At 46.7% G+C, this 12,466-nt stretch carries 13 protein-coding genes; 8 read left to right on the top strand and 5 right to left on the bottom strand.

The genetic code is table 11. The features are described 5' to 3' along the window. Window positions 1-137 precede the first annotated feature (137 nt). Window positions 138-1,640 (top strand): malate:quinone oxidoreductase, encoded by a 1,503-nt coding sequence (locus MHI45_RS17590; protein ID WP_076114518.1) that lies wholly within the window; start codon window positions 138-140, stop codon window positions 1,638-1,640. 81 nt (window positions 1,641-1,721) lie between these two features. Here MHI45_RS17590 and MHI45_RS17585 read toward each other — a convergent pair whose 3' ends face one another. After that, window positions 1,722-3,380, bottom strand: coding sequence for a histidine kinase N-terminal 7TM domain-containing diguanylate cyclase (locus MHI45_RS17585; protein ID WP_076114519.1), 1,659 nt, complete (start codon window positions 3,378-3,380; stop codon window positions 1,722-1,724). A gap of 212 nt (window positions 3,381-3,592) precedes the next feature. Here MHI45_RS17585 and hprK point away from each other — a divergent pair, with 212 nt between their 5' ends. Continuing rightward, window positions 3,593-4,510, top strand: a complete 918-nt coding sequence (gene hprK, locus MHI45_RS17580; protein WP_038598019.1) for an HPr(Ser) kinase/phosphatase — start codon at window positions 3,593-3,595, stop codon at window positions 4,508-4,510. Window positions 4,511-4,590: 80 nt separating this feature from the next. On the opposite strand, the gene MHI45_RS17575 is transcribed toward hprK, so the two are convergent. Further along, window positions 4,591-5,211, bottom strand: coding sequence for a flavin reductase family protein (locus MHI45_RS17575; protein WP_076114520.1), 621 nt, complete (start codon window positions 5,209-5,211; stop codon window positions 4,591-4,593). A 98-nt stretch (window positions 5,212-5,309) separates the two neighbouring features. On the opposite strand from MHI45_RS17575, the gene MHI45_RS17570 reads away from it, so the two are divergent. Together MHI45_RS17570 and MHI45_RS17565 are read left to right on the top strand one after the other, a co-directional pair. Next, window positions 5,310-6,011 (top strand): ArsR/SmtB family transcription factor, encoded by a 702-nt coding sequence (locus MHI45_RS17570; RefSeq protein WP_076114521.1) that lies wholly within the window; start codon window positions 5,310-5,312, stop codon window positions 6,009-6,011. A gap of 53 nt (window positions 6,012-6,064) precedes the next feature. Continuing rightward, on the top strand, window positions 6,065-6,349 hold the full coding sequence (locus MHI45_RS17565; RefSeq protein WP_076114522.1) for an alpha/beta-type small acid-soluble spore protein: 285 nt from the start codon (window positions 6,065-6,067) through the stop codon (window positions 6,347-6,349). A gap of 173 nt (window positions 6,350-6,522) precedes the next feature. On the opposite strand, the gene MHI45_RS17560 is transcribed toward MHI45_RS17565, so the two are convergent. Then, window positions 6,523-7,062: a MerR family transcriptional regulator gene (locus MHI45_RS17560; RefSeq protein ID WP_076114523.1), complete on the bottom strand. Its 540-nt coding sequence runs from the start codon at window positions 7,060-7,062 to the stop codon at window positions 6,523-6,525. 305 nt (window positions 7,063-7,367) lie between these two features. Between MHI45_RS17560 and MHI45_RS17555 the strand changes: the two genes are divergently transcribed. The 3 genes from MHI45_RS17555 to MHI45_RS17545 all read left to right on the top strand — a co-directional run bounded on the left by MHI45_RS17555 (window position 7,368) and on the right by MHI45_RS17545 (window position 10,247). Further along, window positions 7,368-8,411: a sugar phosphate nucleotidyltransferase gene (locus MHI45_RS17555; protein ID WP_076114524.1), complete on the top strand. Its 1,044-nt coding sequence runs from the start codon at window positions 7,368-7,370 to the stop codon at window positions 8,409-8,411. Between the two features lie 120 nt (window positions 8,412-8,531). Then, entirely contained in the window at window positions 8,532-9,767 is a 1,236-nt protein-coding gene (locus MHI45_RS17550) for a glycosyltransferase family 8 protein (protein ID WP_341119240.1), read from the top strand. A 138-nt stretch (window positions 9,768-9,905) separates the two neighbouring features. Beyond that, window positions 9,906-10,247 (top strand): zinc ribbon domain-containing protein YjdM, encoded by a 342-nt coding sequence (locus MHI45_RS17545; RefSeq protein WP_076113576.1) that lies wholly within the window; start codon window positions 9,906-9,908, stop codon window positions 10,245-10,247. 60 nt (window positions 10,248-10,307) lie between these two features. On the opposite strand, the gene MHI45_RS17540 is transcribed toward MHI45_RS17545, so the two are convergent. Both MHI45_RS17540 and MHI45_RS17535 read right to left on the bottom strand, forming a co-directional pair. After that, the gene (locus tag MHI45_RS17540; RefSeq protein WP_038601151.1) at window positions 10,308-10,976 is read right to left on the bottom strand and encodes an HAD family hydrolase; all 669 of its coding nucleotides are present in this window, start codon (window positions 10,974-10,976) and stop codon (window positions 10,308-10,310) included. Between the two features lie 52 nt (window positions 10,977-11,028). After that, a complete protein-coding gene (locus MHI45_RS17535) occupies window positions 11,029-11,244 on the bottom strand; it encodes a hypothetical protein (protein ID WP_076113571.1) in 216 nt (71 codons plus the stop codon). Window positions 11,245-11,436: 192 nt separating this feature from the next. Here MHI45_RS17535 and MHI45_RS17530 point away from each other — a divergent pair, with 192 nt between their 5' ends. Then, window positions 11,437-12,267 (top strand): sugar phosphate isomerase/epimerase family protein, encoded by an 831-nt coding sequence (locus tag MHI45_RS17530; protein WP_076113570.1) that lies wholly within the window; start codon window positions 11,437-11,439, stop codon window positions 12,265-12,267. Window positions 12,268-12,466 lie beyond the last annotated feature (199 nt).

Below are 12,466 nucleotides of genomic sequence, written 5' to 3'. Positions count from 1 at the left end.
CAAATTGTATATAATTATCTGATAACAGCCGATAACGTTTTTAATAGTATTCCTGAGTGGAGCCTTGCCTCTTACAGTCCCTAAGCAGTCGGTCTGGCTCTTTTTTGCAAATATAAAAGAGATAAGGAAGGTTTTTTATGAGCAGCGAACAGAAAAAAACAGACATTATCTTAATTGGTGCCGGAGTCATGAGTGCGACTTTGGGAGCTTTGCTGAAAGAGTTAGCACCGGAATGGGAAATTAAAGTGTTTGAGAAGCTTGCAGGCGCGGGAGAAGAAAGCTCTAACGAATGGAACAATGCGGGTACGGGTCATGCGGCACTGTGTGAGCTCAACTATACTTCCGAGAAGTACGACGGATCCATAGATATCAGCAAAGCTGTAAAAATCAATGAACAGTTCCAGCTTTCCAGACAGTTCTGGTCTTATCTGGTGGAACGCAACTTGATTCGTCATCCGCAGGACTTCATTATGCCGCTTCCGCACATGAGTTGGGTGCAAGGGGAAAAGGATGTCTCTTATTTGAACAGGCGATTTAAAGCGCTATCAAAAAATCCTCTGTTTCAAGGGATGGAGTATTCCGATGATCCTGCGAAGCTGAAGGAATGGATTCCGCTGATGATGGAAGGCCGTACATCGAATGAACCGGTAGCTGCAACCAAGATCGACTCCGGAACAGATGTCAACTTTGGCGCCTTGACGCGCCTGTTGTTTGATCATCTAAAAAGCCAAAACGTCGAAATCAACTATAAGCATGGGATCAAGGATATTAAACGGACCAGCGACGGCATGTGGAAAGTTAAAGTGCATAATCTGGATAACGGTAAAATCGAATACCATACCGCCAAATTCGTCTTTATCGGGGCTGGAGGCGGTAGCCTATCCTTACTGCAAAAAACCGGCATTCCAGAGTCCAAACATATTGGCGGATTTCCGGTAAGCGGATTATTTATGGTCTGTCACAATCCGGAAGTGGTCGCACAGCATCATGCAAAAGTATACGGTAAAGCCAAGCTTGGGGCTCCGCCAATGTCTGTCCCGCATCTCGATACCCGGTATATCGGCAACCAAAAAGCACTGCTGTTCGGACCGTTTGCCGGCTTCTCGCCAAAGTTCCTGAAAACGGGTTCGAATTTGGATTTGATCGGTTCCGTAAAACCGAATAATCTCCTCACCATGCTGGCGGCAGGTGTAAAAGAAATGTCCTTGACCAAATACCTGATCCAGCAGCTGATGTTATCGAATGAACAACGCATGGATGAAATACGCGAGTTTATTCCGAACGCCAAAAGTGCAGACTGGAGTATGGTGGCAGCAGGCCAACGTGTGCAGGTGATCAAAGATACGGAGGGTGGTAAAGGAACGCTCCAATTTGGTACCGAAGTAGTGAGTGCCGCCGATGGGTCGGTAGCTGCGCTGCTGGGCGCTTCTCCAGGTGCTTCTACTGCCGTTCACGTGATGCTGGAAGTACTGGAGAAATGCTTCCCGCAGCATATCAAGCAATGGGAGCCGAAGATAAAAGAAATGATTCCTTCTTACGGCGTTTCACTGGAGGACAACCCGGAATTGCTCCAGGAGATTCTGGCTTCCCTAACGCAGACACTTGGTCTAAGTGAAAAAGAACCGCAAACAACCCCATAAACCATCCTTGAGTTGAACCGTTTCGTACGGTTCAACTTTTTGTATACAGTAGGGTAAAGGCTCTATCCCGGCTATAAGTTCTTATCCTCGAATGGAAACAATCCGGTTGCGGCCTTGATCTTTAGCTTCGTATAAGGCTTCGTCCACCGATTTGAACAAATCACTTAAGTAGGCAGCCGCATCCCTTGGCTGCCGGGCCGTGAAATCATTGATACTTAGAAGACCCATACTAATGGTGACCGACACAGGCTGGTCTACATTTTCGATACTCATCTTATTGAATTCTATGTTCGCTTTGAGCTGTTCGGCCAGGAGCAGTGCCTGTGACTCATCCGTATCCGGTAAATAAATAATGAATTCCTCTCCGCCATATCGGGCTAAGATGTCATCTTGCCGAAGCGTTTGCTGCAGGATCTCTACCGTACCGCAAATCACTGCATCTCCGGCCAAATGACCGTAACGATCATTGACCGCTTTAAAGAAATCAATATCTATCAGGATAAGTGTCGAAGGGGCTCGGTATTCCCGGTTCTTGGTCACTTCACTCTCCAGCTGTTGGGTCAAATAGTGACGATTATAGCATCCTGTCAAGCTGTCGGTGATCGCCATCTTCGTAAGCTTGCGGTTGGTCTGAAACAACTCCTCCTGGACCTTGATTAAAGATTCGTTTCTTTCCTGCAGAATGCTGTTCTGATGATTAGTCTCCTCAATGAGACGGCGAAGTTCGCTCATATCCTGGAACGTGATGATCCGCCCCACCCTGACAGCATTAACCATAATGGGCGCGGCATGAATGTGGATATATAGCTGGACGTCAGGCTGCCAGAGCTCAATCTCAGCTACCTCATCGGGACATTCCCGGTAACGAAGCAGGAAGTTTGCGTTCTCTACGGTGCTGCCGGGCAAGATGCCGGACATGTCGAACAGGTCACCGGCTTCCATTAGCAGGAGGGGGTGCAGAGCCTGATTGATTTCCACCACCTTTTCATGATCATCAAGCACTAGAATCCCATACTCCAACGTATCTATAATATCCTGGTGGGCGATGGTCACAATATCAAACACTTTATCCTGATGGATTGTAATCACAAAGAAAATAGCTGAGATCACAATACCCAAAGAGGTGAACCCCGGGATGACGGGCAAATAATCATCTAGTACAACATTCAGGAAGATATCGAGCATAAGAAATACGGTCACTGCCAGTATCCCTTTCAGCATGTACATGACCTGGTGTTTAATCCGGGGCGCCTGATCGGAGACCAGGGCTACATAAATGATATATAGGGATACGATGGCATGGATAACGAGGATTGAAATATTGATCCAAAAAATAGGACCATAGATTCTTTCGACATATCCGCCGTTTACCGGGAGAACAAACCAGCCATTGGGATTCAGCACCACACCGAGCGATGAGATGATTGCCGGGATGAACAGGAGCATTAATATTTTCCGCTTGAGAAATTGCGATTGGCCCGAGATAAGAATGGTGAAGAAGATCCAGCCGGCAGTCAGCAGAGAAGCATCCACAAAGGCAAGCTTCACATAAAACAATTGGTAAATGGGGTCCTGGGCGGATCTGATGGCGAACTGGCAGTAAGGCCATATCATCATGGAAAAATGAAATGCCAAATATACTTTATGCAGATTTGTAATCGTGACCGAAGCAAATATGTATACGAACAAAAGAAATAAAATGAAGCAAAGTATCAAATCAATCCACGACTCCAAAGCCAATAGGTGCACCCTCTTGCTATTATTAGTAATTTGAATCTATGTGGGTCTAGAGTCTTATATATTGATTTTAATATATAATCAGCATGGAAAGATTACAAGATATTAAGGGGATTAATACAGGAAAGTACCATTCGGCTGTTGAATATATCCGAAACCGTACTATTGAATAGTAGGCGTATCCAGATACGCCCTAGCCGCAGGAGGAGAACAATATGAAGTCGATCACCGTTCAAAGCCTTACGGAAAAGTTTCATTTGGAGGTGCTTGCGGGTTCCAGCCGTATGGACCGTTTAATTACCCGTCCGCGGACGCATAGACCGGGGCTTGAGTTTGTGGGGTATTTTGATTTCTTTCCCATGGAGCGGGTGCAAGTGCTCGGGCGCAAGGAAATTAATTATTTATTGACGCTAAGCGTAGAAGAACGCAGGCTGCATATCGGGAATATCGTCAAATATCATCCGCCGTGTTTCATTGTGACGACAGGCCAGCAGGAGATCCCTTATCTGACCCTGTTCTGCGACCAGGAGGGCATTCCCCTGCTGCGGACAGCAGATACGACAACCGAGTTCATCGCCAAGCTGGACAGCTATCTGGTGAAGACACTGGCGCCCGAGCTGTCGATCCATGGCGTATGTGTCAACGTATCGGGCATAGGTATTCTGCTCAGGGGCAAGTCCGGGATCGGCAAAAGCGAAACCGCACACACGCTTATTAGAAGAGGCCACCGCTTCGTGGCGGACGATATAGTGGTGCTTAAGAAGTTGGGGCCGGCTACGCTGCTCGGGACGCATAATGAGACAACACGCGAGTTCCTGGCGCTGCGGAGCATCGGGCTGATTAATGTCGTACGCCAATACGGGCGCAGGGCTTTTCAGGACGAGACGCGAATCGTACTCGACATTGAGCTGTCCCCATGGCGGGAAAATTCTCTGAATAATGAGCTGGAGCTGGTTCCTCAGTTCACCGAATATCTTGGTGTCCAAATTCCGCATATCGAGGTCCAGCTTCAGCCGGGCCGTGATGTTGCCGGTCTGATCGAGGCAGCCGCTAACAATTGGTACCTGAAGCAGCTCGGCTACAGCGCCGTTGAAGATTTCATGAAGCGGATCGAAGATGGGATGCAGCCGTGAGCCTAGGGAATAGGGTAGAAAGACAGACTGCGAAGGATACCCTTGGCAGTCTGTCTTCTTTTTTATGGAATGTCTGCGCTTTATGTTTCTGACCGAAAGGTTTTACCGAGCTGATGACCCAGGCCGAAATAATGACGGAAATTATAGATTAACGGACTCCATTTTTGCGGATCGATATGATCTCCTTCAAGGATAATTTCTTTATGCGCATGTACATGCACAGCTTGGGTCTCAATAATAGCAAAGTCCGGAGAATGCTCAGGAATTCGAATGTTTTTTACGCGAGCTTCAATTTGTAGCGGGCATTCCATAATTCGTGCAGGTTGTACCGCTATAGACTGGGCAGGAGTCAATCCACTTATAGCATATTTATCTTTTTGATAGGAAAATCCATATTTCTGTTTATGTTCTGGAACGGGATTTTTGCCGGTATAAGGCGCTAATTGTTCTACATTCTCCCAAAGGGAAGGGCTCGGAATATTAATTACACACTCAGGAAGCCGCTCTAAATTTTCAAGCGCTTTCCCCTCCACTCCAACCCCTAGTACAATACAATCTCCCAATGCCCATGATGAAGAAATAGGACTAATATTTACTGTTCCATCTTCATTTAATGTATTTAGCAAAATGACCGGAGTTCCATAATAGAGAATTTTAGGTGTAATCACTTCTGTCTGTGGCATCTGGTTCGTATTGTTCATTAGTTGTTCTCCTCCTATTTGTATACATCCTCCCTAATTGTATAATATAAATAGTTCAATCATCATCGAAGTGTGGAATGCAAAAATGGAGGGCGAAAATGAAAGCAAATTCGAATGTAGCTGTGATTGCTTCTCTGGTGAGCGAAACTTCCCGTGCAGCAATATTAACTGTTTTACTGGATGGAAGGTTTCATGCAGCAAGTGAGTTAGCCTATATGGCAGGCATCCAGCCTCAAACAGCAAGTTTCCATTTAGCAAAAATGGTCAATGCTAACGTAGTTGCCGTTGAGAAACAAGGGAGACACCGGTACTATGGGATTCGAAATCAAGAAGTAGCCCAGGTGATGGAATCCTTGTTATCACTCGCTCCACCCGCTCAAATTAAGTCTTTAAGACAAGCTTCAGAGGATAAAGCACTGCGTTACGCAAGAACTTGTTATGATCATCTCGCCGGGAGTATAGGGGTTCAATTAACCAATGCCCTCCTTAGAGCAGGTATTCTGCGTGAAGATAAGGAAGGGTTTGCTGTAACTGAAGACGGGGAGGATTTTTTTGCAAGCTTTCAAATAGACCTTGAACAGGTTAAGAAAAAACGCCGCTCATTTTCACACAAATGTCTGGATTGGAGTGAAAGACGGCATCACCTTGCCGGAGCATTAGGGAATGCTCTTCTGGAGAAGCTGTTAGAGGTGAATTGGGTGCAGCGTCTGCCGAATACACGAGCCATAAAGATTACTTCTGAGGGCAAAAGGGGCTTCAAGGAAGTCTTTTCATTGGATGTTGAGGATGAACAGGGATAACTCTCAGGCCTTCAGGGTATGTTAGGGTAAAGACATCAAGGGAGTGCATGAGGATGGCCAGAAGAAATAGAAGATATGCCGTGCCAGGGGCTGCGCAGGGGATGCAGACGTTCAAAGCAGATGTGATGAAGAGCGAAGGTTATGCCGTTGATCCCAACCACCCGGACGACGTAAAATACGAAGTGGCCAAAGAGCTGGGTATCCCTTTGCAGCCAGGTAATAATGGCGGTCTGACTACCGAATCAGCCGGGCATATTGGCGGAAAAATCGGCGGCGCGATGGTCCGGGAAATGGTCCGTCTTGCCCAGGAGCAGCTTGCGAACAAAGACCAAACCTAGGGTGGGATGAAGCTGCAGCAGCAGCTATATAGGCTTCCGTGCTTACCGTGAATAGAAGTGAAATCAAGACATCATTCTTAATGTAGCTAACTCCGTCCCTCTGGGGACGGTTTTTTGCGTTCACAAGCAGCAGCCCGAGTGCTGTATTCATCAGGACTCGGGCTGCATGTACGTTACAGTGAGAATAAAGTGCGCAAAAGGCCGCGCTTTCTGGGTGGAGCCTGAAGCTTGGCGGTGGCAATAGCGCGCATCTCTTCAGAGGACGATGTTTTGCTGGTTGGTTTCTGGATCGTTTCTATGGATACAGCCAATTGCTGGATCATCTGGCGCAGGTCCTCGAGTTCTTCACGCTGCCGGAGCAGTTGAACCGAGACCACTTCGTCGGCTTTCTGGTCAAGGGAGTGTTCAATATGAACGATGCGGGATAACAGCTCTTCCATAGGCTTATCCGGTGTGTGCAGGCGGCGCATATCCTGCAGCGGCTCTGCCGGCTCAGGTTGTTTGTTACCCGCCAGATTAATACTATCCAAGGTCTCCCCATGCTCGATTCGCTCTTTAATAGATTTTAGCAGGCCGATTTCCTGCCCGGTGAAGATGTAGTGCCCAAATCGGTCCTTTGGAAAGAAATTAGGGAACATGGCGGCCCAACGTTTGATTGTCGTCTGGCTAACGGACAGCAGTTCTGCGGCTTCCTTTGTTTTTAACATTTCCATTTCGATTCCTCCGCTTCGGGGTGTTTGCTATAACCAATTCGTTGTCCTTAAGCGACTCCCTGCAAGGGTGACAAAGGAGGTGCCTATTCGCTAAACAAAGTGCTATTACGAGCAAACCTACGGTTAGATGAAGGATACTGTTCTACAAAAAAGGCCATTTCGTGCAGTCAAAGTCGATGATAGATTAATAGGTTATTGCTGCTTATTATATACCCAAGCCCCTTCACAGCTTGTGCATAAAATATAAAGAGACTCCATTCACCGAGTTTCAAAGATTGCAGATTTTAAGAGTGAGGAGGATGGTTATGAAAGGATTAATCTTATGTGCCGGCAAGGGAACGAGACTTCGGCCTTCGACTTATACCAAACCCAAATGCTTGTTGCCTGTTAACGGGGAGTATATTCTTGTCTCCATCATTAAGAAGCTTGTTGCGGCCGGTATTACCGATATTGGAATCGTAGTGAACGCTACACAAGGGGAGATCCGGGAAACGATCGGGGATGGGGAGCGGTGGAACGCCTCTTTAACCTTTCTGCTGCAAGATGAAGCTAAGGGTCTGGCGGATGCGGTCAAAAGTGCAAAGTCTTTTATGGCGGATTCTCCTTTTGTATTGATGCTTGGCGATAATTTATATGAGGGGGATATAGAGCCCTTGATCCGCTCACTGGACGCGGATCATTCTGAGGCTTCGATATTGCTTCAGCGGGTCGAGGACCCCAGTCAATTTGGTGTTGCTGTGATTGAGGATCAGCAAATTGTCAGTCTGGAGGAGAAGCCGAAATCTCCGAAATCCAACTTGGCTATTGTCGGCGTCTATGCTTTAACTGCGGCAATCTGGCCGGTCATTGAGAGACTTACACCTTCTCCCCGCGGAGAGTATGAGTTGACCGATGCCATTCAAATGATCATCTCACAAGGCGGGCATGTGGCGTACAGTGTGACGGAAGCGCCATTTTTTGATATCGGTACCCATGAACGCTGGCTTGAGGCGAATCGCTATAAGATGGATCATGATCCAAAGAACTTTGCAGACCGCTCTGATCCGGACAGTAAGGTTCAGTGGATTCCTCCCGTCATTGTTGATCCAACCGCCCTCATAATGAACAGTGTGATTGGACCCCATGTGTATATTGGGCCGAATTGTGTCGTCGAAGATAGCATTCTGACCAATAGTATTTTGACGGATGAGGTGCGGTTGTCCCATGTTCATGCGGCGGGAAGTGTGTTTGGATCACATGTTCATCTGGCCGAACAGGAAATTCAGGAGCAGCCGGCGCGTCATATACTGGGTGATCGTTCAACGGTCACAAGACTCCATTCTGACCCGCAAAACGACGATTCAAAATAAATTAGATACGTACTGGGGAATAGTCCAATCCAGACACAGGGATAAACATACACTTAAAGTAGTCTAATGCATCAGACAAATGTGCAGAAGTATACTTTTAAGGGCAGGTGATCCTTGAGAATGATTGAGCTGGTTTTGACGATCAATGACAAAGACGGGAGCTATACCGAACATGCGGGTGTTGTACTTGCATCAATCTTTTCCAATACCCAGCAACCGATCAATGTGCACATTGTGCACGATGATACCTTAAGCGAAGAAAACAAGTGGAAGCTTACCCAGCTGGTGGAAACATTCTATCACAACATTTATTTTTATCATGTTACTGTTCCTGAGGACTTGAAAGAGGTTGCGTCCGGTGTGCAAAAAATCGACTATTGGACGATAGCCAGTATGTACCGTTTGTTGTTTCCGCTAATTCTTCAGGTTGACAGGGTTATTTATCTGGACTGCGACATTTTGGTCAATATGGATATTAACGAATTGTGGAGCGTCGATCTGGGAGAACGCTATTTGGGCGCAGTACTGGATCAGGGCGAAAATATGCTGGAGTACTTTATTTCACTTGGATTAAATGCGGAGGTGTATTTCAACTCGGGAGTCATTCTGTTCCAACTGGACAATATCCGCAAGCATCCGAACTGGTATGGAGAAATGCTTCATTTCTTGCGCTATTATCCAACGATGACCATGCCTGATCAGGATGTTCTGAATGCCGTGTACAGCTCCAACTTTTTGCAAATGGATCTGCGGTTTAATACGTTTGCCCATGATGAACTGGATTTAAATAATAAAATTGTTCATTTCGCCGGAGACACCAAATGGTGGGAGCCGGAGTCTCCCGCATCACCGCTGTACAATAGGTTCCTTTCCATGACTCCCTGGTCTAAAGAATTCACACCAGAGCCAGTTTATGAACCGGAGCCGGTCTACATCGCCCCTGAGCCACCCGCTCAGGAAATCCATCATGTAGAAGAAATCCATCATGTAGAAGAGGTACAGCATGTGGAAGAGGTGCATCAGCCTGCAGAAATACTGCTTCCACCGCCGCCGCCACCGCCACCGCCACCACCACCGCCGCCACCGCCACCACCACTAGTCCCTGAGGTGGCCCCACCGGCTCCCGTAAAGCGGCACAGACTGAAACGCCGCAGAGTGTTACGGTTAAAGTTAAGACTGAGAAGAAAAAGATTGATCCGTCTCAAATTCCGCTCTCTCAAGCGGGTAAGGCTGATTAAAGGACATCGTGCAAAGAAGAGAAAAGCACGCAAATTGGCAATGAGAAGACAACGTTTGGCCAGAAAAAAGAGAATTCATGTGATAAGAAGAAAACGTTCGTTAAAGCGTACCTCATAAGGACCTGTGCCAAGGATCTGTCCAGTGATCCGGTATCTAAAGAAACCACTCCGCTCAGGAGTGGTTTCTTTAAGGATTGCCAATAGGGAAGGATTATGGGACTATATAGAAAAACAGCAAATGGGGAACAACAATACTATGTCGTATTTACCAAAATGTCCAAAATGTAATTCGGAATACACTTACGAGGATGGCAGCTTGCTCGTATGCCCGGAATGTGCCCATGAATGGAGTCTGGAAGCAGAAGCCGGGGACAGCGAAGATCAAAAGATTGTTAAAGACTCCAATGGAAATGTCCTGAACGATGGCGACACGATAACAGTGATTAAAGACCTGAAAGTTAAAGGGACGTCTTTGGTCGTGAAAATAGGCACAAAAGTAAAAAATATTCGTCTGATTGACGGAGATCATGATATTGACTGCAAAATTGACGGGTTTGGGGCCATGAAATTAAAATCGGAGTTTGTGAAAAAGGTATAAAAAGACAAAAGCGGCTTCAGCGATAACATTCGCTGGCCGCTTTTGTGCATCTTCCAACCCTTAATTATCTTGAATGCGGATCTCTTTAGCAAGAAGTTCACGGAATTCGTCCACATTGCTGAAAATGCCATCCGGCGAAACATCGTAGACCAGGCTCTGGAAAGTGGATAACCAGCGGACACCGTAAGTGCGCAGTCCGGCAGCCTTGCCTGCGAGGATGTCTGCATTGCTGTCACCTACGAATACAGCTTCTGCCGGATCAAGGCCCAGTATGTTCAAAGCTTTATGTATACCTTCGGGGTCTGGCTTGGGTCTATCCACGTCATCCCCTGTAATCGTGATATCAAAAAAGTCCGTCATGTTCAAAGCCCCGGTTGATATCTCAAACGCGCGTCTGCTTTTCCCCGTGATTACAGCAAGCTTCACACCTTGTCCCTTCAATAAATGAAGCAGATCCATAATTCCCTGATCGGGTTGGAAATCTTCTTCAAAATGCCCCTTCTCATATAACGAGTAATAATCGTGAATACCTTGCAGAACGGAGGCTTTATCTTTGAAGTTGCCACCAATGATATCTTCCTCTGTCGGGCCAAACATGGCAACCAGTTCGTCATTCGTAACCTCTCGATTATCGTATTGCTTAAACACGGCTTTAAAGGCACTGAAGGATACCGGCAAAGTATCGGCAAGCGTCCCATCAAAATCAAATAACACGGCTTGAATTGACATATAAAGAGCACCCCATAAATTAGTATAGGAAATAAAATACATTATATCAGAATCAATCGCTCCGTTGGATATACTCCAGAAATTCAATGATGATTTCAGAAACAGCATCTTCTTTGGGCATGTGAATGAATTTGCTTATATTTACTATATCTTCTTTATAGAGCTGAATAAGCTGCAGCATCGCCTCCGGGTCCTTTTGCCTGACAGCCTGCATTAATTCCAGGATCTGGCGGTCAGTGATCATTTCTGCATCATCTTTGTTTTCCATAGTGAATTTCCCCTCTAGTTGAGCTATAAATAGGAACTTGTGTTCGCATATTAACATAATTTAAATCATTATTCAATATTTTGGGTGGTCGCGGATTGCTTTACCCTGTTCCTCGACCCATGTGATTTAGGGTGAATTAAAGTGATATAATAGTGCCAGCTTCTAGCCGAATGACATGAAAGGAGGTTTCTTGTGCACCTATCTGTGTTTTACAATCATATTGTGAGGGCAAGCGAGCAAACCGGGCTGACATTGGAGGAAGTACTGAATAGAGTACATGAGTTTGGCATCAGTGCGGTAGAGCTGGATCTGGAAGAGGCCTTAGGCTGCGGCAAGGAGGTCATGAAGAAACGGCTGGAAAAAGCGGGTATTTCGGTCGCGTCGATGTATGGCTTTTTTGATTTTGGAAATGACCCCGATACCAAGCCAGGGTTTGAATTTATCGACACGGCGGAATATTTGGGAGCGGGGAAAGTGCTCATTATCCCCGGATTCGTGGATGAAACAGCAAGTGCCGAGGAGCGCAATACGGCGTTGCAGAAGATGGCCGGGACCTTGAACATTATTTGCGATTATGCCGAACGTAAGCGCATTCTTGTGACGATGGAGGACTTCGATGACATTCGCGCGCCGTTCTCCGGCTCGGATGAACTGCTCTGGTTCCTGGAGCAGGTGCCCAAGCTGCACATCACTTTTGATACAGGGAATTTCATTTACCGTGGCGAGGATGAACTGGAAGCCTATGAGAAGCTTAAGCACAGAATCGTCCATGTCCACTGCAAAGACCGCTCACTGGATGAACAGAATGGGGGCATGCCGAAGCTGGCCATGAGTGGAGCCCGGCTGTTCCCATCGCCCGCCGGGTACGGCTTCATCCCGATTGAAGAGATTCTGACCCGGCTGAAGGCAGGCGGTTACGATGATACGCTGGCTATTGAGCATTTTGATGCAGTGGACCATTTGGGCTACATGGAACAATCGGCGGAGTGGCTTCGTTCCAGCTGGGCTAAGAAGCCGGTCTAAAAACTCAAACACAACATAAGAATGACCATTTTACTTTGCAATCTTTTCATCTTCTCACCCCTTCAATCAAAGTTGAGCCGCTTATCAAAAGCAGTTATACTCAGTGAAACGCAGGATATTGAGAGTTGGATCACAGGGTGAGAAAACTTTTTGCGAAAAATTGAATGAATGAGTGTAGAGGAACGCTGGGAAAAAGGAG

Origin of the sequence: Paenibacillus sp. FSL H3-0321, assembly GCF_038002865.1 — a bacterium.
Lineage (GTDB): Bacteria > Bacillota > Bacilli > Paenibacillales > Paenibacillaceae > Paenibacillus_AQ.
The sequence above is the reverse complement of the archived record's forward strand: the minus strand, read 5'-3'. Positions and strand labels throughout refer to the sequence as shown.

Coding starts and splice junctions, on each gene's coding strand:
- MHI45_RS17590 (WP_076114518.1), top strand. CDS start 138: ATGAGCAGCGAACAGAAAAAAACAGACATTATCTTAATTGGTGCCGGA.
- hprK (WP_038598019.1), top strand. CDS start 3,593: ATGAAGTCGATCACCGTTCAAAGCCTTACGGAAAAGTTTCATTTGGAG.
- MHI45_RS17575 (WP_076114520.1), bottom strand. CDS start 5,211: ATGAACAATACGAACCAGATGCCACAGACAGAAGTGATTACACCTAAA.
- MHI45_RS17570 (WP_076114521.1), top strand. CDS start 5,310: ATGAAAGCAAATTCGAATGTAGCTGTGATTGCTTCTCTGGTGAGCGAA.
- MHI45_RS17565 (WP_076114522.1), top strand. CDS start 6,065: ATGGCCAGAAGAAATAGAAGATATGCCGTGCCAGGGGCTGCGCAGGGG.
- MHI45_RS17560 (WP_076114523.1), bottom strand. CDS start 7,062: ATGGAAATGTTAAAAACAAAGGAAGCCGCAGAACTGCTGTCCGTTAGC.
- MHI45_RS17555 (WP_076114524.1), top strand. CDS start 7,368: ATGAAAGGATTAATCTTATGTGCCGGCAAGGGAACGAGACTTCGGCCT.
- MHI45_RS17550 (WP_341119240.1), top strand. CDS start 8,532: ATGATTGAGCTGGTTTTGACGATCAATGACAAAGACGGGAGCTATACC.
- MHI45_RS17545 (WP_076113576.1), top strand. CDS start 9,906: ATGTCGTATTTACCAAAATGTCCAAAATGTAATTCGGAATACACTTAC.
- MHI45_RS17540 (WP_038601151.1), bottom strand. CDS start 10,976: ATGTCAATTCAAGCCGTGTTATTTGATTTTGATGGGACGCTTGCCGAT.
- MHI45_RS17535 (WP_076113571.1), bottom strand. CDS start 11,244: ATGGAAAACAAAGATGATGCAGAAATGATCACTGACCGCCAGATCCTG.